This window comes from Halobacillus yeomjeoni, from assembly GCF_020171525.1.
Lineage (GTDB): Bacteria > Bacillota > Bacilli > Bacillales > Halobacillaceae > Halobacillus > Halobacillus yeomjeoni.
Map to the genome: position 1 here is coordinate 684534 of NZ_JAIVAI010000001.1, position 24000 is coordinate 708533.

Annotated in this window: 25 protein-coding genes; 19 read left to right on the top strand and 6 right to left on the bottom strand. The window is 41.0% G+C overall.

Annotated elements, in window-relative coordinates; translation table 11 throughout:
• Positions 1-106: 106 nt before the first annotated feature.
• The 5 genes from LCL89_RS03520 to LCL89_RS03540 all read left to right on the top strand — a co-directional run bounded on the left by LCL89_RS03520 (position 107) and on the right by LCL89_RS03540 (position 3845).
• Entirely contained in the window at positions 107-1105 is a 999-nt protein-coding gene (locus LCL89_RS03520; protein ID WP_224807736.1) for a zinc-binding dehydrogenase, read from the top strand.
• 146 nt (positions 1106-1251) lie between these two features.
• A complete protein-coding gene (locus tag LCL89_RS03525; RefSeq protein WP_224807737.1) occupies positions 1252-1638 on the top strand; it encodes a PadR family transcriptional regulator in 387 nt (128 codons plus the stop codon).
• Positions 1639-1661: 23 nt separating this feature from the next.
• Entirely contained in the window at positions 1662-2657 is a 996-nt protein-coding gene (locus LCL89_RS03530; protein ID WP_224807738.1) for an LLM class flavin-dependent oxidoreductase, read from the top strand.
• A 98-nt stretch (positions 2658-2755) separates the two neighbouring features.
• Positions 2756-2842: a YjcZ family sporulation protein gene (locus LCL89_RS03535; RefSeq protein ID WP_008640034.1), complete on the top strand. Its 87-nt coding sequence runs from the start codon at positions 2756-2758 to the stop codon at positions 2840-2842.
• 136 nt (positions 2843-2978) lie between these two features.
• Positions 2979-3845 carry a CvfB family protein gene (locus tag LCL89_RS03540; protein WP_224807739.1) on the top strand — a complete coding sequence of 289 codons (867 nt, stop codon included), beginning with the start codon at positions 2979-2981 and terminating at the stop codon, positions 3843-3845.
• 94 nt (positions 3846-3939) lie between these two features.
• Here the strand turns inward: LCL89_RS03540 and LCL89_RS03545 are convergent, their stop codons facing one another.
• Positions 3940-4401: a YusW family protein gene (locus LCL89_RS03545; protein WP_224807740.1), complete on the bottom strand. Its 462-nt coding sequence runs from the start codon at positions 4399-4401 to the stop codon at positions 3940-3942.
• Between the two features lie 161 nt (positions 4402-4562).
• Between LCL89_RS03545 and msrB the strand changes: the two genes are divergently transcribed.
• The 9 genes from msrB to LCL89_RS03590 all read left to right on the top strand — a co-directional run bounded on the left by msrB (position 4563) and on the right by LCL89_RS03590 (position 10604).
• Positions 4563-5141 (top strand): peptide-methionine (R)-S-oxide reductase MsrB, encoded by a 579-nt coding sequence (msrB, locus tag LCL89_RS03550; RefSeq protein ID WP_224807744.1) that lies wholly within the window; start codon positions 4563-4565, stop codon positions 5139-5141.
• A gap of 121 nt (positions 5142-5262) precedes the next feature.
• Positions 5263-5733: a GNAT family N-acetyltransferase gene (locus LCL89_RS03555; protein ID WP_224807745.1), complete on the top strand. Its 471-nt coding sequence runs from the start codon at positions 5263-5265 to the stop codon at positions 5731-5733.
• 86 nt (positions 5734-5819) lie between these two features.
• Entirely contained in the window at positions 5820-6374 is a 555-nt protein-coding gene (locus LCL89_RS03560) for a nitroreductase family protein (RefSeq protein WP_224807746.1), read from the top strand.
• A 111-nt stretch (positions 6375-6485) separates the two neighbouring features.
• The gene (locus tag LCL89_RS03565; protein WP_224807747.1) at positions 6486-7412 is read left to right on the top strand and encodes a DMT family transporter; all 927 of its coding nucleotides are present in this window, start codon (positions 6486-6488) and stop codon (positions 7410-7412) included.
• Positions 7413-7451: 39 nt separating this feature from the next.
• The gene (locus tag LCL89_RS03570; RefSeq protein ID WP_224807752.1) at positions 7452-7904 is read left to right on the top strand and encodes an SRPBCC domain-containing protein; all 453 of its coding nucleotides are present in this window, start codon (positions 7452-7454) and stop codon (positions 7902-7904) included.
• A 72-nt stretch (positions 7905-7976) separates the two neighbouring features.
• Positions 7977-8399, top strand: coding sequence for a DUF1801 domain-containing protein (locus LCL89_RS03575; RefSeq protein ID WP_224807753.1), 423 nt, complete (start codon positions 7977-7979; stop codon positions 8397-8399).
• A gap of 18 nt (positions 8400-8417) precedes the next feature.
• A complete protein-coding gene (locus LCL89_RS03580; protein ID WP_224807754.1) occupies positions 8418-8729 on the top strand; it encodes a hypothetical protein in 312 nt (103 codons plus the stop codon).
• Between the two features lie 97 nt (positions 8730-8826).
• Positions 8827-9606 carry a hypothetical protein gene (locus LCL89_RS03585; RefSeq protein ID WP_224807755.1) on the top strand — a complete coding sequence of 260 codons (780 nt, stop codon included), beginning with the start codon at positions 8827-8829 and terminating at the stop codon, positions 9604-9606.
• Positions 9607-9686: 80 nt separating this feature from the next.
• Positions 9687-10604 (top strand): exonuclease domain-containing protein, encoded by a 918-nt coding sequence (locus LCL89_RS03590; RefSeq protein WP_224807759.1) that lies wholly within the window; start codon positions 9687-9689, stop codon positions 10602-10604.
• 31 nt (positions 10605-10635) lie between these two features.
• On the opposite strand, the gene LCL89_RS03595 is transcribed toward LCL89_RS03590, so the two are convergent.
• Positions 10636-11202: a C40 family peptidase gene (locus LCL89_RS03595; protein WP_224807761.1), complete on the bottom strand. Its 567-nt coding sequence runs from the start codon at positions 11200-11202 to the stop codon at positions 10636-10638.
• A 178-nt stretch (positions 11203-11380) separates the two neighbouring features.
• On the opposite strand from LCL89_RS03595, the gene LCL89_RS03600 reads away from it, so the two are divergent.
• The 4 genes from LCL89_RS03600 (at position 11381) to LCL89_RS03615 (ending at position 16305) form a co-directional block, all read left to right on the top strand.
• Entirely contained in the window at positions 11381-11755 is a 375-nt protein-coding gene (locus LCL89_RS03600; protein ID WP_224807765.1) for an ArsR/SmtB family transcription factor, read from the top strand.
• Positions 11756-11767: 12 nt separating this feature from the next.
• A complete protein-coding gene (locus LCL89_RS03605) occupies positions 11768-14182 on the top strand; it encodes a heavy metal translocating P-type ATPase (RefSeq protein ID WP_224807766.1) in 2415 nt (804 codons plus the stop codon).
• An 83-nt stretch (positions 14183-14265) separates the two neighbouring features.
• Positions 14266-15252, top strand: coding sequence for a potassium channel family protein (locus LCL89_RS03610; RefSeq protein ID WP_224807772.1), 987 nt, complete (start codon positions 14266-14268; stop codon positions 15250-15252).
• Positions 15253-15327: 75 nt separating this feature from the next.
• Positions 15328-16305, top strand: a complete 978-nt coding sequence (locus LCL89_RS03615) for an LAGLIDADG family homing endonuclease (RefSeq protein WP_224807773.1) — start codon at positions 15328-15330, stop codon at positions 16303-16305.
• Between the two features lie 783 nt (positions 16306-17088).
• Here LCL89_RS03615 and LCL89_RS03620 read toward each other — a convergent pair.
• The 4 genes from LCL89_RS03620 to LCL89_RS03635 form a co-directional block, all read right to left on the bottom strand.
• The gene (locus tag LCL89_RS03620) at positions 17089-18252 is read right to left on the bottom strand and encodes a glycosyltransferase family 4 protein (RefSeq protein ID WP_224809559.1); all 1164 of its coding nucleotides are present in this window, start codon (positions 18250-18252) and stop codon (positions 17089-17091) included.
• A 13-nt stretch (positions 18253-18265) separates the two neighbouring features.
• Positions 18266-19414: an NAD-dependent epimerase/dehydratase family protein gene (locus tag LCL89_RS03625; RefSeq protein ID WP_197316065.1), complete on the bottom strand. Its 1149-nt coding sequence runs from the start codon at positions 19412-19414 to the stop codon at positions 18266-18268.
• Between the two features lie 303 nt (positions 19415-19717).
• Positions 19718-20167, bottom strand: coding sequence for a nucleoside deaminase (locus LCL89_RS03630; protein ID WP_224807774.1), 450 nt, complete (start codon positions 20165-20167; stop codon positions 19718-19720).
• 118 nt (positions 20168-20285) lie between these two features.
• Positions 20286-21791, bottom strand: coding sequence for a flotillin family protein (locus tag LCL89_RS03635; protein ID WP_224807775.1), 1506 nt, complete (start codon positions 21789-21791; stop codon positions 20286-20288).
• A gap of 230 nt (positions 21792-22021) precedes the next feature.
• On the opposite strand from LCL89_RS03635, the gene LCL89_RS03640 reads away from it, so the two are divergent.
• The gene (locus LCL89_RS03640; RefSeq protein WP_224807776.1) at positions 22022-23983 is read left to right on the top strand and encodes an AMP-binding protein; all 1962 of its coding nucleotides are present in this window, start codon (positions 22022-22024) and stop codon (positions 23981-23983) included.
• Positions 23984-24000: the final 17 nt, after the last annotated feature.

Consider the following 24000-nt stretch of genomic DNA (forward strand, 5'->3'; position numbering starts at 1 on the left):
CATCTTTTCAACCTGCGCTTTTCATTAAGCGTAGGTTTTTTATTTTGACATGGTCCCTTTTATTGATAGACTAATAGCAAATAAGCGAATGAAAGGATGGATTTGTATGCGCGCCATAGTACACGAAGGAAAAGAAGGGTTTGAAGGTTTGAGTGTTCAAGAGGTAGAGACTAAGACAATAAAAGCGGATGAAGTTAAAGTGAAGGTACATACAGCTGGTTTGAACCGACGAGATATTGCCGTCGTTACAAAAAGACATAAAGCGGATGATCCAGCGTTGATTCCGGGCTCAGATGCCTCCGGGGTTATAGAAGAGATAGGTGAGGAAGTTACAAAATTCAATGTCGGTGACGAAGTCGTCATTAATCCAGGTTTGAACTGGAAAGAAAAAAGTGATGCTCCACCTGAAGGGTTTGAAATCGTCGGCCTTCCTTTCGATGGTACTTTCTCTGAATTTTATACATGCACTGAAGATCATGTCGAACTGAAACCGGAACATTTGAGCTTTGAGGAAGCGGGTGTCCTGCCTTTGGCAGCCTTGACGGCCTACAGAGCCTTGTTTACCCGCGGGAACCTTAAGCCGGAACAGACGATTTTACTTCCCGGGATCGGCAGCGGTGTCCTTACTTTTGCGTTGAAATTTGCTAAAGCGGTTGGTTCTAGAGTCATCGTCACTTCGAGATCCCAAGATAAACGGGAGGAAGCTTTACGTCTAGGGGCCGATGCAGCCATTGCTACAGAAAGTGATTGGAAAGAACAGCTTGCCGCTGAAAAGGTAGATATGGTTATTGAGAGTATAGGGGAAGCCACGTTCAATAAATCGCTTGGAATTGTGAGAAAAGGTGGTACAGTCGTCACTTTCGGAGCAACGACCAATGATCAAGTATCCATTAATATCAGAGAATTTTTCTATGGGCAATACAATCTTTTAGGGACGACGATGGGAAGTGCGGAAGAATTTCAAGAAATGCTGCGCTTCGTCTCCGAGCATAATATCAAGCCTCAACTGGATCGACTGTTTTCTGTGGAAGAATATAAGGAAGCCTTTGAATACTTACGCGATACTAAAAACTTCGGAAAAATCGGTTTTACCATGGAAAAATAACGTTTTTCCATTATCACTTAAAACTTAGTAGCAACTCAGAAATGATAAAATAAAAAACTCAATAAGCGAACGAATGTGCGTATGATTGGACAAATCATCCATCTTTTATTGTAAAATGTAGGTAAGGCCATTTACATAGGAGGTGGATGATTTTGTCACATAAGAATAATCCTAAGCGCTTCGCTTTGAATATGAGTGCAGCACAGTTTACAAAATTTTATATTATGCATTTGTTACAGATTCATCAACCGATGATCAGCGAACACTTCAAAGGTGAATTCAAAAAATTGACGACCAATTGGATTCCAGCTCCATCTACGTTGTTGGACACGCTTCACGAAATGACAGAGGAAGGGTTGTTGGAACGGCGGGAAGACTATAAATCCCATGAGAAAAAAAGGCAGAAGGTATACTGGTATTACTTGACCGATCAAGGCAAAGAAGAATTCGATGTACTGAAGAAAAAATATAAAATCCTGTTTGAAGAACAATTGAAAATATTAAACCAAATTATGAGAGATGTATACAAGTAGCTGGAAAGAAAGGCGGCAGCAAGATGAAGCTCGGCGTTTTAGACCAAAGTCCTATATCGAAGGGACAAACGGCAGTAGATGCTCTGCAACAGACCATCGAGTTGGCTCAATTTACAGAAGATCTAGGGTATGAGAGGTACTGGGTAGCTGAACATCATAACACGAACGGATTGGCAAGTTCTTCACCTGAAATCCTCATCGGTCAGATCGCAGCGGCTACAAAAACTATCAGGGTGGGTTCAGGAGGCGTTCTTTTACCTCAGTACAGCCCATTGAAGGTTGCTGAAAACTTCAAGACATTAGAGGCTTTTTATCCTGGAAGAATTGATTTAGGTTTGGGGCGTTCCCCTGGTGGTGGTAAAAAAACCCGACTTGCACTGACAGACGGCATTGAAAAACCCTTGAGCTCTTTTTCCAGACAAGTCAGAGAACTTCTTCGTTTTCTATATGATGATGTACCAAAAGGGGATTCCTATTTCGGTGTATCCGCTCGTCCTCATACAGTTCTTCAACCAGAGACGTGGATTCTCGGGTTGACGGAAAGAGGTGCAAGACATGCGGCCGTAAATGGGACCGGATTCACTTATGGTCATTTCATCAATCCAGATCACGGTAAGGAAGCATTAGAAGCTTACCGAAGCAAATTCAAACCTTCTTATGGATTACAAAAACCGAAAACGAATGTATGTGTATTCGTCGTGTGTGCAGAAACGGATGAAGAGGCAGAAGAACTGGCACTAAGCCAGGATCAATGGCTCCTGCAGGTAGAAAAAGGGCTGGACACCCGTGTTCCTTCAGTTCGTGAAGTGAAAGATAAAACTTTCACAACGATTGAGTTGGAAAAGGTAAAACAAAATCGCAGAAGATGTATAATCGGAAGCCCTTCAAAAGTGAAAAATGAATTGATGGAGCTTTCTGAACGTTATGGCATCAATGAGTTCCTCATCATTACGAACATATTTGATTTTCATAAGAAGAAGGAATCGTACCGCCTGCTAGCCGAAGAATTTGAACAATGAATATATAGGCATTTCACCCATTCCATGACACATATCCTACTTTCACCCATACCAACCCATCTTCCTTTACATATATAGAAGTAAAGGGGGGAATTGGAATGAGTAAAGGTTATGGTGGCGGCTTTGCGCTGATTGTTGTATTGTTTATTCTCCTAATTATCGTAGGAGCTTCTTGGTGGTATTAAAATAACGAGGTGCGGCTGATTGCCGCACCTTTTTCATTTCATTGAATCTCTATACAAAGTAATGTTCCCTTTCCCTAGAGGCTTCATGTAAGATATAATAAGTGACATTACGGTTTAAAAAGGTAGGAGAATGTTAATGAACAACCAATACTTGGGAACTATCCAGGAAGCTGAAGTACTAAAAAAGATTACAGAAGGCTTTATAGTTTCTGTTAATGGAACAGAAATTAAACTCCCTGAAGATTACGTAGATGGGGAATTGGAACCCAATCAAAATGTAAAAGTTTTTATCTATAACGATAAAAAAGGACATGCATTGGCTACGATGTTCCTCCCGGAAGCAACAAGAGATTCTTATGGATGGGCAGAAGTGGATGAAGTCGTACCAAATATGGGAGTATTTGTAGACATCGGACTTGAAGAGAGGGAAGTTCTTGTATCGAATGATGATCTTCCTTTATTGAAGTCAGTATGGCCGAAAGAAGGGGATCACCTTTTTGTAAGCCTTGAAATCGATAAAAAAGGACGTCTGCTTGCTGAGCCGATATCTGAGCAGGAAGTGATGGATGACATTGAAAAAGCTCCATCATCGATCCTTCATGACGAAGTGACCGCTCGTGTGTATAAGGCAACAAAAGCAGGAACAGCAGTACTCACCGGGGAAGGCTATAGAGGATTCATCCACCCTCACGAAAGGAAAGAAGAACCGAGGTTGGGGCAGACTCTCACAGCTCGAGTTATTGACGTAAAAGAAGATGGTACCATTAATCTTTCCTTGAGGCCCGTAAAGCAGGAAAGCATGAAGGAAGATGCTGAAGTTATCTATGAATATCTGCAGGAAAACGATGGCGTTATGCATCTGCACGATAAAAGTGATCCCCAGGAGATCCGAGAGACTTTTCAAATTAGTAAAGCAGCTTTCAAACGTGCGATCGGCCAGCTGCTGAAAGAGCGTAAGATCGAACAGAAAGACGGCAAAACAGTAATCAAACACGATTCTTGATTAAAACTTAGTAGCAACTCCGAAATGTTAAAAAAATAATATCAATAAATAATAACAAAACCACCTCCGGCTTTTGAAACCGGAGGTGGTTTAATTAATTATTATAAACTTTTTTCGAACCATCATGGTAGGTGACTTCAAGTGCAAATTTACTATAGGAAGGATCAAGCCCCAGGATTTCAATGACTTCCTCGATGATTTCCGGTTTTGTAGTGTCTTCATCAAAGCTCATTTCCTGGAAGTGTGGAGTCAGTTGATTGAACGCTTCTTCACCTATGACTTTTTGTTGATCAAAATCATTAATTGTAGCGACTATATCATTTAGATCGTGAGAGTAAAATACTTCATAAGTTAGATCTTTTTCATAATCGACGGCTAAATTAAATGACCTGAAATTGAATAACTGCTCATTCTTAACTTCTTCATCGTATGCCGTATTGATAGCTGTGGGATTGTACCTGACTTCTTCATATTGTAGTGGACGTTGATCAGTTCCACAGGCTGCTAATAGGAATACGAGGCAAATGAAGATTCCTATCATACGTGTATCTATCAAAAAAATCCCTCCATTGATGTGATTTTCTATAGGATTTCCAAGTTTTATCGATTTCATAAGTGATTAAAGACAGTTGTGCGAGCATAGTAATTCTTCATTGAAATTTATGGTGGTACAATAAGAATAAGAACCCTTGATTCTCAAACGAGGAGGGAAGGCAGATGAAAAGCAGGATGATGTATGTAGTTATGACACTTATAGTTGTAGGAGTACTCACTTTTGCTGTACAAAGGTTGTCGGGTGAAGAGAAAAAGAGTGAGGATGAAATAACCAACAGTCTGGTCGTTCTAAAATATGACGGAACAGAAGTTTCGTATTCTGAAGATGAGTTGAAAGAGATGCTCACTCCAATTCAATATGAGGTAACGCAAGAAGATGGGACAGAAAAACCATTTGATAACGAGTATTGGGATCATAAGGAAGAGGGCATTTATGTAGATCTCATATCAGGTGAACCCTTGTTCAGTTCAACTGATAAATATAAATCAGGAACTGGGTGGCCAAGTTTTACCAAACCGATAAATGATAATAATATCGTAACAAAAGAAGATCCAGGTATTTTCGGTATGAGAACTGAAGTGAGAAGTAAACATGGAGACTCTCACCTTGGGCATGTGTTTACTGATGGACCTGAGCCCACTGGATTAAGATACTGCATGAACTCAGCTGCTCTTAAGTTTATTCCAAAAAACGAGTTAGAAAATGAAGGTTATGGAGAATATATGAACCTCTTTGAGTAAATAGTAAACCGGGCAGGTCATTTAGATCTGTTCCGGTTTTCTTATTTGATTGAAGTTGTCGTTCATTGGCAGATTCTGTATGATTAACTTATAAGTCTATGCAGAGAAGGAGTTAAATATTTTGATTAAACTCGTACCACTTGAAAAGGAAAACTATGATCTCTACATAAAAGATGAAATACAAAGATACGCAGATGAAAAAGTGAAAGCAGGAACCTGGCACGCAGAAGAAGCAATCAATAATTCTAAAGATGTGTTTGATGACTTATTACCTGAAGGGCAAGAGACGAAACAGCATTACTTCATGTCGATTCAATCAGTTGATACGAAAGAAAGTGAAGGGTACATTTGGTATCATTTCAATACAGAAAATCCTCAAAAAGAGGCTTTTATTTACAACTTTTACATAATTGAAAATGCGAGAGATAAGGGGAAAGGCAGTGTCGCTTTGCAAGAACTTGAAGAATACGTACGTCAGCAAGGTGCAGCTAAGCTCTCCCTGCATGTCTTTGCTCATAACCATAGAGCCGTTCACCTTTATGAGAAAATGAAGTTCAGGACGACAGACATCATGATGTCGAAAGATCTTTAAAACAATCTTTGAGAACGTTGACATCTCCATTGAGAAAGATTATCATTTAGTTAGATTGAAAAAATTCGTAAATGTAGGTGAATGGTATGGTACAGACAAAATCAGAATTAGCAAAAATTATCCGTGAGCGCCGCTCCGTAAAGAATAATTATTTGGATAAAGAGGTTCCACAAGAATTAGTAGTTGAATTGATGGAAGATGCAAAGTGGGCACCAACTCATGGTATGAGAGAGCCATGGAGGTTTATTTTTGTTCCTTCTGAAGAGAAAGAGCAATTTGTTGAGGATTTAGTGGCAACTTTCCCTCCTGATCGTCAGGAGAATCGTCGCAATTACTTCAGTAAGCCGGCAGCATTCTTGATTGCTGTCATGAAGGAAGATCCACGTCAAAAGCAATGGGATGAAAACTTCGGTGCCATCAGCTGCTTCATTCAAAACTTCCAACTTCTGGCTTGGGAGAAACAGTTAGGAGTCGTTTGGAAAACAAACCCTCACATTTATGAACCTCAAGTCCGTGAACTGTTAGATATTCAACCTGGTGAAAAAATTGCCGGATTCCTGCACCTTGGCTTTTTCGATGAAAAACCGAAAAGCAAAGAACGTACGCCTATTGAAGAGAAATTAACGATTTACAAGAAATAAATTCTATGAGCACCAGCCATTACGGCTGTGCTCTATTTTTTTATACTTGTAGACAGTCTGGATTCCAGCCCATACAATGAATGTAATTCTAGCTCAGGAACAGGTGAATGCATGAAATCTATCTATTTGTTGTTGTTGTCCGTCATGATGGTATGGGGATTCAATGTCTCGGCTATAAAGATTCTCGTAGCAGAAATTGATCCTATTCTATTAACATCCATCAGAATCTTCACAGCTGGAGTCGGTGTATTGATTGCTCTCTCTTTTATGAAAATATTAAGACTGCCGACGAAGAAAGAATTATCAACGATTTGTTACATATTCTTATTCAATGTGGTCGCCCATCATGCTTTGATGGGGGTGGGACTTTTATATACCACGGGCGTCAATGGTGGTTTAATTGTCGGGTTAGGTCCGCTTTTGACGATGGTTTTATCTACATTTCTCCTAAGTAAAAAAGTGACGTATATAAAAGGCGCTGGATTCCTCCTAGGATTCACAGGTGTCATCATAACGACATTAGCTGGTCCTGGTGGGGTGAGTGGAATTTCAATAGGAGATCTGTTCGTTTTCTTTTCCATCGCAGCTCAAGCATATAGCTTTATTCTGATCGGAAAACTGAATCCTTCGTTAGACCCACGTTTGCTGACAGGTTATATGCTGGTCATCGGTTCTGTTTTCATTTTTGTAATCAGTATGGTTGTAGAAACTGAACCAGCTCAAATCATTCAGTTATTCAATATGAAAATGATGGGTGTATTCTTATTCAGTGCCTTGATTTGCACCGCTTTTGGACATATGGTCTATAATTTCGCAACAAAACATGTCGGCCCAGCTGAAACAGCGATCTTCATCAATTTCAACACATTCTTCGCTATTTTGGGTGCAAGTCTATTTCTAAAGGAATCGATATATATGGAGCATATCTTAGGCCTCTTATTCATTGTTTCGGGAGTTTTACTTGGTACAGGGGCTGTTGAATATCTCATGAACAAGAGGAAAAGAAGACACCAGACGCTGAAAAAACAGTCCATGTAATTTCATGCTATGATTATAAAGTGGGAGGGGATGAAAATCATGGAATTTGTTTATAAAACTTACATAATTTCTACTGTCGATGAAGTATGGAAAGCTCTGACTGAAGGCGATATGACTGAACAGTATTTCTTTGGACGACGTGTGCATTCTGATTGGGAAGAAGGATCGAAGGTCACATTTTTTACACCATCCGGATCGCTGGATGTTGAGGGTACACTTAAAATTGTTAAGCCTGAGCAGCACTTGTCTTATTCTTGGCTGCATGCATCGGAAAAAGATCGTAAAAAAGAAACTGTCGTACACTTCTATTTAAAACCTATTGAAAATGCTGTTCGATTGACTTTGGTTCATGAGGGATTGAATCCTGGTGATTTTTGTGACGACCCTGACACCTTTTATGGATTGAATAATGGCTGGCCCGCTATTTTAAGTAACATGAAGAGTTTAATTGAAACGGGTGAAACACTCACTGCCATGAACCTTGATGATTAGTTCTCCATCAAAGGAATCTTGAAATATTTGAAGAATAGTAAAGTTAGATGGAAAATCAAGGAGGGTGTTTCTATGGGATATGAACCAAAAACAAAGCCTACTGATCATAGTGTCGAGGAATTCATCGAAAATGTAAATCATGAGAAGAAAAAAGAAGATGCTTACAGACTATTGGATATATTCACAGAGACTTCAGGCTATGAGGCGAAAATGTGGGGACCAAGTATCATCGGCTTTGGCTCTTACCATTACGTTTATGAATCAGGTCATGAAGGGGATGCTCCACTCATAGGTTTTTCACCAAGAAAAGCGAATATCAGTCTGTATTTTCCCGCAGATGATCCTAAAAGAGAAACTTTTCTAGAGAAGCTTGGAAAACATAAGACTGGGAAATCATGTGTTTATATCAATAAAGTCGATGACATTGATGTAGAGGTCATGAAAAATATGATTCAGCATTCCATCGAACATCTAAAAGAAAAGTACCCTGGTTGATAAGGAGGTAATTAAAGTATGCCTATGGAGCAGGAAGTCTACCCCATGCTGGTGGGAGGCTTTGTTGCGTTCATGAGTATCGCAATGATTGTAGTCATTTATTTAAGGATCAAAAGAAAACGAAGGGCGTACAACTGGTTCCTCACCCATTTATTATTCTTTTCAGCAGCCGGTTATTTTCTACTAAAGGCTATGGCTGTACCCTCCGGTGAAGTGATGTCTTCCGAGCAAGCATCCATTCACTTGGGGCAGGCCGGACTTTTATGGGCTGTAAGTATGGTTTGTCTAATGGGTGGTTTTTTGAAAGCAGGGTCCACTGAGAGTAGATAGTCCAGTAAACATAAACAAAGAACGCTTCCTTCCAGTGGACGCGTTCTTTGTTTATATCAATCTTTATGGAATAAAATATAAAGTAGGAGACTGGTTTATGAAGTATGCGATTTCTGTCACAGATACAAAAAAAGTTAATGAAATTGAAGACAAAGGAAAACAAGTATTAAACGCTTTGAATGAATATATTCCAAAACTTGAGCAGTTGACTAAGGTTGAACAACCAAGGGGGATGGTATTCCACGATTTTTCCTCTGCAACAGAACTCTATTCTGAAATTCCTATTCCAGCTTATACATCAAGAGATTTGATTCATTTGAACCCAGAGCCTTCCGTTTGGAAAGAGATTTTCTTTTCAACAGTAGTCCCAGAAAAAATGGGCGAGGTTTATGATTATTATAGTGAAACAAATGTAAGAGAAGTTGCTATGATCGCAGCTCATGAATGGACCCACCATGCAGAGTTCTTCCACGATGATTTTGAAGGTGATGAAGAGAACATGTGGTTTGAGGAAGGAATGTGTGAGTACATTCCGAGAACGTTCATGCTGGATGAGCAGGAACGAGTACGTTTGAGCCGCGTAGAATATGAACTTATTCAATTTTACAAGTCTGAGTTTGGTGAATACCCATTAGTAAACTTCGGACAGGCTGGATATCGGATGGGCAATAATGAGTCTTTCACAGCTGCTTTCTATGATTATTGGAGAAGTGCCTGGGTGGTGGAACGCCTGGTCGAGGATTATTTTGATGGAAGTCTCACACCCTTGATTCAACTCTATCAATCTTGGGATCAGTCGCAGCCGCTTCACGACTTTTTTATCGAAGAGCTGCATATAAGTGATCACACTGCACGTGAACTATGGTTAAAAAGGTAGTCCATAGGGACAAAACGATAGACAATCCTTCGCAGGTCGTTTTACTATAGAGATACATATGTTCGTAAAGGAGACTTGATATGAATTTTGTGGCACTGGATTTTGAGACCGCCAACTCTTCCAGAGGAAGTGTTTGCTCAATCGGCCTTGTAGAATATGAAAATGGAAGATTAAAAGACGAGTACTACCGCTTGGTCAAACCGAAAAAGAATTTCTTCGCTGCGGTCAATGTAAGTATACATGGGATCACGAAGCAGGATGTCGCTGATGCCCATGAATTCGACGTTTTGTGGGAGCAGGAAATTCAAGATCGTCTTGAGGGTAAGTTTTTGATTGCTCACAATGCTCAATTCGATATGGGTGTCCTGCGTTCTGTATTGGATCTATATGATCTGCCTTATCCGATGCTCGCTTATAACTGCACGTTGAATATCTCTAAAAAAACGTGGACGCTACACCGATACAACTTAAAAGCAGTCTCGGATCATCTTGGTATTCAGTTCGATCATCACCATGCTTTGGATGATGCAAGAGCAGCCGCTCACATTTTTCTGCATGCCGCCAATCACTTGGAAGCGTCAGATGCAAAAGAATTGGTGGATAAAACAGGTACCATCAACGGAATGATGTACGATAAGGGATATGAACCTGCTCGCCTTAATAAAGGGAAACGTGCAAGAAAACCTGTGGCCAAGACCTTTACTGCAGCCACCACTGAATTTGACCAATCGCATCCCTATTACGGTGCATCCGTTGTTTTTACTGGAAAGTTAAAAAGCTTAAAGCGTGAAGAAGCGATTCAACATGTCATAGATGCCGGCGGGCGTTGGCAGACAAACGTTGAATCAACGACCAATTTTGTCGTCGTCGGGCCTGGTGTTTATGAGAATTATATGAATGGCAAAAAAACAAGCAAATTAGAACGTGCGGAGATGTTACTGAGTCAGGGTCATTCAATCGAAATCGTATCCGAAGACCAATTCATGAATAAGTTATAAAAAAGATCATCTGCATTCAGATGATCTTTTTTTATAGTCCTTTTGCCTTGATCTTTAAATATCGACGGTCTTTTAAGAGTTCTGGGTGGATCGCTCTTGCATGTGGTGAATAAGAACCTAGATTTATCCCTGAGCCATAATAATAAGCCTGCCAGACAATTTTCGTACAGTATTGTTCATGCCAGTCGAACCCTAAAGGCGTCATGACTCGATAAACTGCTCGGGGATAGGCATCATATAATGCATCTAAAAAACTTGCTGTGTTTCTACCGACATCGGATTCAACAGGTGAAAAAATCGTTATCGATCTGAATTTTTGAAAGTATGCGGGTACTTCGTCTAATGCCAGGCCGGCTGGTATGGAATGCACAACTTTTAAATTTCCATTGACGATGCCGACATGTCCGACATACTTCGATTCACTTTTTCCAATGGGAGTAAACAACAAATCCCCCGGTTCTATTTCAATGTCTGTCCCAGGGTAAAAAGAACCATTTGGGAGTTGGACATTTGAACGCATCCTTGTCGGGGTGATTTTAGATTGAATACCGATCAAACAAAATAGTAAAAACAAAACTCCAGCAGCAATTCTTTTCATAAATTCCTTCCCACCATTTCAATTTACCTTACACATCATTATTTTATATGAAGATCCCTCATTCATTCAAAAATTGTATATTCAAATGAATTTTTGAATGAATTGGTTGACCCTTTGGTGAACAGAGCATACACTATAAATAAACATTCAAACAAACATAAGAATGAGGGTTGTATATATGACGAACCAGAATATGAAGGCGAAATCCACAGATACATGTGATACATTTTGTTACGATGAAGAAGTCGTACAGCGAGTCCAACCTAAAATGGATGAAGTCCTTGGGGTAGAATTGATTTTCAAGGCGTTATCAGACGCGACCAGATTAAAAATCGCTTATGCACTTACTCTGGAGAAAGAACTGTGTGTATGTGACGTAGCGAATATCATCCAGTCCACTACTGCTACAGCATCACATCATTTAAGATTGTTAAGGAATATGAAACTTGCCAAATATAGAAAAGAAGGAAAGATGGTCTTTTACTCTTTAGCCGACGAGCATGTCCATCAGCTTGTTTCTATTGCGATGGCCCATGCTTATGAAGAAGAGTAAAGGAGGGGAAACATGGATGAGACTAATGTGAATTCATGCTGTAATAAAAACGAACAAGAAAATGAATCTACTCAAAATAAAGAGGGGTCATGTTGTAGTGTACCGAAAGAAACTGCAGATCAGCCCTCTCATTTTCAGAAGTTTACCATTCAAGGAATGGATTGCCCTTCGTGTGCGGAGACACTTGAAAAAGGATTAAGCAAGATTCAAGGAGTCGGAGATATACAAGTAAGTTATGCAAGCGCGAAACTTTCTTTGAAGAAAGACTCTTCTGTCCATACAAATAAAATCACTGAAGAAGTGAAAAAATTGGGTTTTTCCGCTTTTCCAGTACTCTCAAATACCATGCAGACATACAAAATCGAGGGGATGGACTGCAGTTCGTGTGCACAGACGCTGGAAAATCATTTAAACAAAAACCCTGATGTCCAGGAAGTCCGCGTCAACTTTTCAACAGGAAAAATGAAGATCGATCATCGGACGACGGTGGAAAAAATCAAAAAAGAAGTGAAACGGTCAGGATTTACCGCTCATTTAGATGAGAAATTACAGGAGGATGCCAACACTTCTAAATTTAAAAAAGAAGTCAATACCATTTTTTCGGGTTTGTTATTAGCCATTGGGTTTGCATTAAGCTTCACTCCTGTACCTGAATGGATCAGTATCGCCGCCTACGCTGGTGCCATACTCACCGGTGGATTCAAACCTGCCCGGAGTGCTTTTTACGCGATAAAAAGTAAGTCGTTGGACATGAATGTATTGATGGCTTCCGCAGCTATCGGTGCCGCTCTTATCGGTGAATGGTTCGAGGGAGCTATGGTCGTCTGGCTTTTTGCTCTAGGAAACACATTACAGGACCGCTCGTTGGAACGAACGAGAGAATCGATCAGAAGCCTGGTAAACCTCACTCCCTCAGAAGCGACAGTCAAAAGAGGGGATCAGTGGGTTCAAATGCCGGTGGAGAACATATCAATCGAATCTACTGTCCTCATCAAGGCTGGCGATAAGATCCCCGTTGATGGAACGGTGATGAAAGGATTCTCCAGTGTCAACCAGGCACCTATTACAGGTGAATCGATTCCTGTAGATAAACATACTGATGATCCTGTTTATGCCGGAACGATTAACGAGAGTGGATCTTTAGAAGTCACCGTTACAAAAAAGGCAGAAGATACGACCATTGCAAAAATCATCCACTTAGTAGAAGAAGCACAAGAAAAGAAAGCTCCGACACAGGCATTCATCGATCGTTTTGCAAATGTTTATACACCGATCGTTTTCGGGTTGGCTTTATCCATTATGATTCTCCCACCTTTGCTGGGCTTTGGATCCTGGGGAGATTGGTTTTATAAAGGCCTTGCCCTTCTTGTAGTGGCATGCCCGTGTGCTTTGGTCATTTCCACTCCGGTAGCCATCGTTTCGGCCATCGGCAATGCTGCCAGGAACGGTGTTTTGATCAAGGGGGGGACCTTTTTAGAAAAGGCAGGCACGATTACAGCCATCGCTTTTGATAAAACGGGGACACTGACCGAAGGAAAACCGAAAGTCTCGCACGTCATTCCGGTGGAGACCGATCCGACGGAGCTTTTACGTATTGTCCGGACATTAGAAGACCATTCCAACCATCCTATTGCACGTGCCATCATAGAGTATACGAATGAAAGAAACATTTCATCCGTTGAAGCTGATGATTTTGCAACGATTGCTGGTAAAGGCGTTCAAGCTACTATAGAAGGCGAAGGATATTTTGCAGGGAAACCTGGCTTATTCAGAGACCACAAAGTCAATTTAAGCCACGTGGCCGAACATATAGAGTCTCTGGAAAAACAAGGGGAGACATTAATATTGGTAGGCACACGAAACCGCCTCATGGGAATCATCTCAGTGGCAGATTCCATCCGTGCCATCACTGTCAACGCCATACAAACCCTTAAAGGGATCGGAATCAATGAATCCGTCATGTTAACGGGGGACCATGAAGGAACCGCTGAGAAAATTGCTGGAGAAGCTGGGATTGACCGTTACTTTGCAGGGTTACTGCCCGAAGATAAAGTCACTTCAGTGAAAACTTTGCAGAAGGAAGGAAAACAGGTGGCGATGGTTGGAGATGGAATCAATGATGCACCAGCCCTTGCGACTTCCGATCTTGGAATTGCTATGGGCGGAGCAGGAACTGATACCGCCATGGAAACTGCCGATATCGTTCTCATGGCAGATAATTTAGAGAAACTTCCCTATACCGTCCGGTTAAGCAGGAAGGCACTTGCGATTATCAAACAAAATATTTGGTTTTCCATACTGACCAAGGTCGCTGCATTGGTTCTTATCTTTCCCGGTCTGTTGACGCTGTGGATGGCCGTCCTTGCTGATACCGGCGCAGCACTTATCGTAATTTTGAACAGCATGAGGTTGATAAGGCAGAAATAAAGAGGCATGATTGCCTCTTTATTTTTTTGAGAGTTTCAAGGGAATGGTAAAATGGATATATGCCTTAAAGAGGGGGTGTCCGTTTGGGATATAAAAAAATATTCCTGTCATTGATCTTATTACATACGATCCTTTTTATCGGTACCAGTGGGTATATGGTGATGGAAGACCTCTCCATCTTCGAGGCCCTTTGGCTGACGATTGTTTCTGTTCTTACCATTGGTTATGGTGACCTCGTCCCTCAGACAACAGGAGGGAAATGGCTGACATTAATCATCATCCCTTTAGCCATCGGGTTGGCGACCTATATGCTGGCCCAATTCGCCGGGGCTATCATCAGTGGGAAACTATCAAATGAAATGAGGAGGAGAAAAATGACGCGCGATATTGAACATCTGCATGACCATGTCATTATTTGCGGTTATGGGCGTGTAGGTCAGCAAGTGTACCAGCAATTGAATAAAGAGGACAAGTCTATTGTAATCATAGACTACGATGAAGCTACCATCGAACATCTTCCGGAGAACGTGCTTCATGTATTAGGTAATGCAACGGTAGACGAAATTCTGAAAAAAGCCGGCATCGAACGGGCAAAAGGGATCATTATTACTCTTCCTAGTGATGCGGATAATGTATTTATTACATTAACGGCCAAAGGGATGAATTCAGATCTTTATGCCATTGCCCGTGCTGAAAGAGACCAATCTGCCCAGAAAATGTACCGGGCAGGGGCCGATTATGTTACCAACACCTCCAATATTGGAGGGAGGCAGATGGCGACAGCTATGACAAAGCCTATGAGTGTGGATTACATGGAAACGATTCTTTATGGGTTAGACACTGAGGATCATATTGAGGAGGTCCTAATTGAAGAAGGCAGCTCTTTAATCGACCGCACTGTAAAAGAAGTTAGAGATAAATATCGGGTCACCATTTTTGCAATCAAACGGGATGAAGAAGTCATAAGTAACCCAGAGGACTCTACCGATCTCAAGGCTGATGATTTACTTATCGTATTTGCATCTGATAAGCAAATACATCGGTTGAGAACTCATTCAACGAATAAATAAAAATAAGAAAAAAATGCTCTTTTCTCTCTACTAGAACGTATGTTCGGTATAATGTAGAGAAGGAGGGAGCTTGGCATGAATATCAATAAACAGCGATCACTAAAGAAACGGAAGTTAACAAATGAGCAAGTGGTTTCTTTGTACGAAAAAGGCGAAAGTACTACGGTTATTGCTGAGAAAGCGAACGTAACACCTCGATACATCAGAGAAATATTGACGAAGGAAAAAGTGGATTTCAGACCCAGGGGTAGCTGGAGAAGAAAATATGAGGTCAATGAGGATTATTTCAAGACTTGGTCGAATAATATGGCTTATATTTTAGGTTTTTTTGCTGCTGATGGTCATGTGCATGAAACGTCACAAGTCATTAGCTTTTCACAAAAAGAAAAATTAATCCTCGATAGAATTCGGAACGAGTTGGGATCAAACCATCCTATTGTGAAAAATAAGAAAACTGGAGTTTATACGCTCAATATTAACAGTAAGATTGTGAAACAAGATATCATCCGTTTGCATGGCATTTATCCTCAAAAATCTCTTACTTTAAAATTCCCACATATACCTGATCCTTTCCTACATCACTTTATTAGAGGATACTTTGATGGTGATGGATATATCAATTACAACAAAAAGCAAGTTTGTATAGTCAGTGGTTCTTTAGGCTTTTTAAGTACAATGCACGAAATAATAAAAATGCTAAATGTTAAGACAATTTTTTCACAAAAAGAGAAGCAATCTCGGTTATTCATTAATGGACGAAAGTCTATAAAAGTCTTTTCTGAATGGATATATAATGACAAAGACCTTTATATAGATAGAAAATTCAAGGAATTTAATAAGGAACCACTTAAAGTTCACCAGTTAAAAGATCGAGAGCACTCAACAACAAGAAATGATGTAATAAAAAGAAAACAGCAATTCATTGAAGATTATAAAAGAACAAAATCCATTGAATTAAGCTGCAAAAATATTGGTATACAAATAAAAACCTTTAAAAAGTGGATTGATACAAATTCGGATTTTAGAGGTACTATAAATAAGTTAAATAACTGAAGAACAAGGGGAGGTGTAATACTTGAAGCCTCCTCTTATTTTCTTTCTCTTTTAGGTTCACATAATATCTATTATAGGTAGCTGTTAAATTAAAATATCTCACGTCTCAATAACTAAGTATACTTATGATACTGAGACGAAATAAAAATTCAAAGGTATTTATCGATTTAAATTCCCTTCATATCTGTAAACAATAATTTCTACCACATATAAAATTGAACTTGCTTGATCTACACATCGATTACATAACTTTCGGCTGCGTTTATATTGATCATTTCTTATATGAATTCTCAAAATCGATTTGCATCAATACTTCTATGGTTAATCGTTCGCTCAATACATCATAAGAATCTCAGTTTGCCGCTGGCTTAGCCTCATGAATTACTCCAGCATAAAGATGCTCAAATGTCATTCCGTTCATTATTTATACCTTTTATATCATGTTGTATTGCTCCAGTACTTAATTAAGCGTATTTTCATTCGTCTTTGTATTGATGGTTTGCTTCTTTTTCACCCTTATTTTATTATTATTGTTTTATTTTTTGATATGGTTTGGAGTTGCTACTAAGTTCGAAGTGAAAACGTTTACTTGGGGTTAAGTGCGGAATTTACGGGGTCGGAACATTTGTTCGCTTATTGTATGTTTGTTATTTTATATTCGGAGTTACTACTAAGTTTTAATAGCGAATCGTTGATGCATCTGATACTGCTTCACTGGCTTTTTCGTAACTGGATCCTCATATAAAATGACTGCTCTATACATAGGAAAAGTCACAGAGCTTTTTACTCTGTGACTTTAACCTTTGACTTTTTTGTGCCTTTCACCTGATTCTTTTGGAACACTTTAAGCGTTTCATGGTAATAATCGAGGATCTGCTCAGAAGGTTTCTGCCAGCTGAACTTTTCAGCCTCCTCCCTCGCATTTCGGCACAAGTCTCGGTATAAATCTTCATCTTCCAGACGTTTAATCGCCTGAATCATACTGTCGGTATTCTCATTTTCAAACAATAATCCTGTTTTCCCGTCGACGACTTGCTCCATCGTCGGGCCACTTTTCGCTGCAATGACCGGCAAACCCGAAGCCATTGATTCCAGTATGACAAGACCCAGTGTTTCAGTCACAGATGGGAAGATCTTTGCATCAGCAGAAGCGAATGCCTGTGCTAATTCCTCTCCATGCAGCAAGCCGGTGAATACAGTATTGGTACCTTTGAAGATGGACTCGAGCTTAGAACGTATTGGTCCATCTCCGACGATAGCCAATGATATATCGTCCCGTTCTTCAAGCAGAGGTTTGATTTTGTGAATTTCTTTCTCCTCTGCCAATCGTCCTACAAAAACGAGCAACTTATTCTCCGTTTTCCCGCCGGAAAGACGCTCTCTCATTTCCTGGTTTTTGTGACGAGGGTGATAATGATCGATCGCTACACCTCTGTCCCATACGCTGACGTTATGGAACCTCTTATCATCAAGCTCTTTCTTGATGGCATTCGATGTACATAAATTAACGTCAGCATAATTATGGAGCTTGCGGAAATACCACCATATTGCAGGTTTTAAAGGATAAAGCTTATAAAAATCCAGGTATTTCGGAACATGTGTATGATAAGAAGCAATCAGTGGGTAATTCAGCTTGCTTGCATAGTAAACACCTGAAACCCCAACTAATGCCGGGTTCACGACATGAACTAAATCTGGATCATGTTTTTGAATAAGTTCCTTGATCCTGCGCTGCGGCAGAGAAAATCGTTTCGAACGGTAATAAGGCAATTTAGTTGTTTTCGCGCCCTCGACAATCGCCCCTTCATATTCCTTAACACCGAGGTCGGGAGCAATGACGACCACTTCATGTTCTTGGCTGCGTAGATATTTGATTGCTTCCTTCAACCTAGTCACGACTCCATCGGTTGATGGGAGGAATGTTTCTGTTATGATGGCGATTTTCAAAGCGGAAAACTCCTTACTTCCAAGTGATTGATGGCAATACGTTTTCTTCAATAATACGATCTTTGTTTTCAATGGCAGTCTTCAGAATATCCCGAATGACATCGTCTGTCAGTAAGTGTGGTTCAAGACCCAGGTCACGAAGTTTCGTATTGACAGCATTGTAATAGTGATCTTCGTTTTCTATACGTGGGTTTTCGATATTCTTGATTTGTGTTTCCAATCCTTCTTCTTTCGCGACTTTTTGGACGCGATCAGCAAGGTCCTGGACAGAGAACCATTCTGTGAATTGGTTGAATACGCGGAATTCACCTTTTTCAGCCGGATTTTCAGCAGCAATCTCGACGCAGCGTACTGTATCTTCAATGTTCAAGAATGCACGAGTTTGTCCACCTGTACCGTAAACTGTAATATCGTGCCCGATAGCAGCCTGATTGATGAAGCGATTCAATGCTGTTCCGAACACACCGTCATAATCGACGCGGTTTACAAGCATAGGGTCCATTCTCGTTTCTTCGGTATGTAGGCCATACACGATTCCCTGGTTCAAGTCAGTGGCACGGATGCCCCAGATTTTACATGCGAACATGATATTGTGGCTGTCATGCACTTTCGATAAGTGGTAGAAGGAACCTGGCTGCTTAGGATATGGAAGCAGATCCTTACGACCTTTATGTTCTATTTCAATATACCCTTCTTCGATATCAATATTCGGTGTACCATATTCGCCCATTGTACCCAATTTGATCAGGTGACATTCAGGTGCGAATTCTTTGATCGCATATAATACGTTCAGGTTACCGATGACATTGTTGGATTGAGTGTAAGCCGCATGCTCACGATCAATCATGGAATAAGGTGCAGAACGCTGTTCAGCAAAGTGAACGAACGCTTCTGGTTCTACTTGACGAAATACTTCACGTAAGAAGTCATAGTGGTTCAAGTCACCGATAAACGTTTTTATTTCTTTACCGCTCACTTCTTTCCATTTAGCTACACGATCTTCCAGTGAAGCGATCGGTGTAACGGAATTGGAGTGAAGCTCCTCATCAATTTTTCTACGTGCTAAATTGTCTACGATGGTTACATCATGTCCTTGCTTGGATAGGTATAATGCCGTTGGCCAACCGCAAAAACCGTCTCCTCCTGCTACGATAATTCTCATAATTTACCTCCTAGTTACATCTAGCAATCTCATATTCCCTTCTATAGAATAACATTCATTGAAAATTGGTGGTAATGATATATTATGTACGACTCAATTTTCAGCTTATTCTACAATATTCGGGAAACTCTTTCGTTTTTGACTTTACCATTAAATCGAGTTTCAAACAATTAATTCAATATTAATTCACGCAAATCCTTTATAAAAAGGGTCTTTCATCTTAAATGAGCCGCTTCAGGTATTAAAATAAGAGGTCTTAAATGTTTAAGACCTCTCTTGTGTTCGTGCGTTTTTCAAAACTATTTAACTAAAAGTATACCCTTCAAATACCTTTAAACCTTCCTCATTCAATACTGGCCCTTCCACTTCAGGTTGTAATGGGCTGTTCTTGAATACATCCCTACAGGAAATCATAATATTGTCCCCGGCGATTTCAGCCAGCTGGTCATGAGTCACACTATAGACGACTTTTCCTAGATTTGACCACACCATAGCTCCTGAACACATCACACAAGGCTCACAGCTCGTATAAAGTGTGTATTCTTTTAAATCTGTGATCTGATTTTCTGAACAGTAATCCCTGATCAACCCGAGTTCTGCATGATAGGAAGGATCATGTTTCGTGTTCACTTTATTTTCACCGATCTTAACGATGTCGTTATCCTTTACCAATATTGCGCCAAAGGGTTCATTTCCCTCTTTTCTCGCCTGCAAAGCTAATTCTATCGCTTTTTTCATAAACTGTTCTTTCATATCAACACCCCTAAACATGGATACTTCTTTTATTTCCTATACCCTTTTAGACTATACGTGTTGTGCCTGTTTTCTGCAAAACTAAAAAACCCCTCCTGGATGAGGAGAGGTTTTTTAGTTATTCAGTCTTTTGACTTTGATTATCTTCTACAGATTCGTTCTTTATGGAAGGAGTTGTATTATCTTCTTTAGAGGCTGCAACCTCCGTTTGATGCTCCTTTTCCTTTTGAACACCTTCGAAATTGTTCACGGCACCTCTTGAGACATAACTCTCAAGCATCGCTTTCAAATCCATACCTGTCGTTTCCTTCAAAGATTCCTGGATGCCGAGCATCGTAGAGGTCACACTGTTGGCCACTTTAGAAGAGCCGCCCTGTGAGTTGGAGCCTCCCATATCAATCACTTTCATATCTTTGATTTGCGAAATCGGAGCAGACACTTTTTCTGCATACTCAGGGAGTACATTGATCAGCATTTCCATGATTGCTGCTTCACCGTATTGTTCCATCGCTTTCGCCATCCGCTCTTTGGATTCTGCTTCAGCAATACCACGCTGACGGATAACTTCCGCTTCGGATTCACCTTTGATCCGCTCATTATCCGCTTCCGCTTCTGCACGTTTCGTCACTTCATAGGCTTCAGCATCTGCAATTGAACGGCGGCGTTTGTTTTCTTCCTGCTCAAGTTCAACGGCACGCTGTTTCTCGATATACTGGACCTTCAATTCTTCTTCCTTGATTTGCTGGGCCAGTTTTTGACGTTCCAGTTCGCCTGCCTGCTCGGCATTCGCTTTTGCCCGGTTGGTGTCTTTCTGGAATTCTGCTTCTTTGATATCTTTTTCTTTTGTAGACTCCGCCACAGCTGTCAGACGACGGTTTTCTTCGTCCTGAGCTTCCTGGTCGTTTTTCGCCTGATAAATTCTTGTTTCTTTAGTGGCATCCGATTCAGCCATGTTGGCCTTCTTCTGTACTTCTGCAATATGCGGTCGGCCCAAAGCGTCGATATATCCGTTTTCAACATCCACATCTTCCACATCGTTCAATGCAAAAGAGGTGATTTCAAAGCCCATGCCTTTCAAATCGGATTCTGCGATTTTCTTCACCTGCGTGTTCACTTCTTTGAAATCATTATAGATTTTTTCAATAGGAAGAGAAGCGATGATGGAACGTAAATGTCCGTTCAACACGTCTTTCAATTCCGCTTCCCGCTCTTTCTGTTTCTTACCTAGGAATTTCTCTGCAAAATTGGCCATGATTTCAAGTTCACTTCCGATACTGATGACCGCTGTACTTGCGACTCGTACTGGAATACCTTCTTTCGTATACGCCTTTTCTGAATTCACCCCGAGTTGGAACGACGTCAAATCGATCGGTGTCGCTGTCTGGAACATACGCAGACGGTAACCTCCACCACGGATGATTTTGACGGATCGTCCGTTATCATCTTCGAATACATTCTTTTCTTGTTCAGGGTCACCGAGTTTCGGTCCTGTCACAATCAATGCCTCATTGGAACTTGCCGTTTTGTACCTCATTCTGAAAATGACGAATGTCACGGCGCCACCTACGAGTGCAATGACCCCGATAATCCCTAAAATCAGTAAAAATAACGCTCCTTCAAACATAAATAAATCCTCTCTTTCTTAATAGATTCAACCCCCTTATAAAAAAGGTAACTATGTAAATAAATAGCAGGTTTCCTTATACGTACCGAAAAGACCCCTCCAAACGTTTCACAAAATCTAAAATTCTTCTCTGTTTCTTGTGAAATTCGTACAATCGTTCATTGGCTGAGCTGTTTCATGTATAATAGAATTGGGATATTTCAGAATATTGGCTAAAGGAGGACTTTCACATGAGTACATATGAAAATGCGTGGACACCTACAGATCAGCAGATACAAAAAACAAGGTTATATCAGTGGATGAAACAACTGGGTTACGAAGATTATGATACGTTCCATGAAGCGACCATCGAGCGAATCGACTGGTTTTGGGATGAAGCCGTAAGCGAACTTGGCATCGAGTGGTATACCCCTTATAACCAAACGGTGGATCTTTCAAAAGGAATTGCGTATCCGGATTGGTTTGTCGGAGGAGAAATCAATGTTGCACATAATGCACTGGATAAGTGGGCCGAGGACAAGGATAAACGAAATGCCGTAGCTCTCTACTGGGAAGGAGATCACGGCGACCGGGTACAGTATACGTATCATGAACTGCAGCAGGAAGTGAACAAAGTCGCGAATGGTCTAGAGAAACTCGGCATCAGTGATGGTGACGTGGTGACATTGTATATGCCTATGATTCCTGAGACATTGATCAGTATGCTTGCTGTTTCTAAAGTCGGTGCGATCTTCTCCCCTGCTTTCTCAGGATACAAAGCGAATGCTGTAGCTACTAGAATTCAAGCTTCCAAAGCAAAAGCTTTGATCACCGCTGATGGCTTTTTCCGCCGCGGTAAGACGGTAGCGATGAAAGATGAAGCGGATATGGCTTCCGATCAGTGCCCTTCTTTGGAACATGTCATCGTCGTCGAACGGGCAAGTTGTGAAGTGGAATGGAATGAACATCGTGATATTCCATGGACGCATCTGCAGAAAAATGAAACCGTTTACAAAACGAAGATCAAAAAGTCAGATGACCCGTTCATGCTCATTTATACATCAGGTACGACTGGAAGACCGAAGGGTGCCGTTCATACCCATTCCGGCTTCCCGATCAAGTCCGCGTTTGATGCAGGTGTCTGTATGGATCTAACAAAAGAGGATACGTTGTTCTGGTACACCGATATGGGATGGATGATGGGTCCTTTCCTTGTTTATGGTGGATTGATCAACGGGTCTTCCATCGTGATGTTCGAAGGTACACCGGATCATCCGAATCCAGATCGTTTGTGGGAATTGGTCGAACGATATCAGGTCACTCATTTAGGTATTTCCCCAACCCTTGTCCGTTCAATGAAAAAGCATGGCGAAGATTGGATCCAGCGTCATGACCTCAGTTCTTTGAAGCTGATCGGATCTACCGGTGAACCTTGGAACCCGGAACCTTGGCACTGGCTGTTCAAACATGCAGGGCAGGGACGTGTGCCGATTTTCAATTATTCCGGAGGAACTGAAATCTCAGGAGGAATGCTCGGAAATGTCCTCATCAAACCGATCCAACCCATCACCTTCAATGCTGCGCTCCCCGGGATGGATGTCGGAGTATTGGATGAAGAGGGACAGCCTTTGACGAATGAAGTAGGAGAGCTTGTTTTGAAAAAGCCCTGGGTAGGAATGACCAAAGGGTTCTATGAGGAAAATGAACGTTACGAAGAGACGTACTGGAGCCGCTTCAAAGATACTTGGGTGCATGGAGACTGGGTCATCCGTGATGAAGATGGTTACTATACGATTACAGGCCGGTCCGATGATGTCTTGAATGTAGCAGGAAAACGTCTCGGTCCTGCTGAAGTCGAATCGGTCCTTGTCGAGCATGCAGCTGTCATTGAATCTGGAGTCATCGGCGTTCCTCATGACGTCAAAGGGGAAGAAGCTGTCGGTTTCATCGTATTAAAACCAGGCTTCAGCGAATCGGAAGAGCTGATGGAGGAAATCAAGCATCATCTAAATCAAAAACTCGGCAAAGCTTTGGCTCCGAAAAAAGTGTTCGTCGTCGATGATTTACCGAAGACAAGAAATGCGAAAGTGATGCGGCGGGCGATCAAATCCGCTTATTTGAATAAAGATTCCGGTGACTTGAGCGCTTTGGAGAACCCGGAAGCTGTGCAGCAAATTCAGAAACTGGGCACTGCTTCATCAGCGCAAAGCTGATAAAAAAATCCTAGATC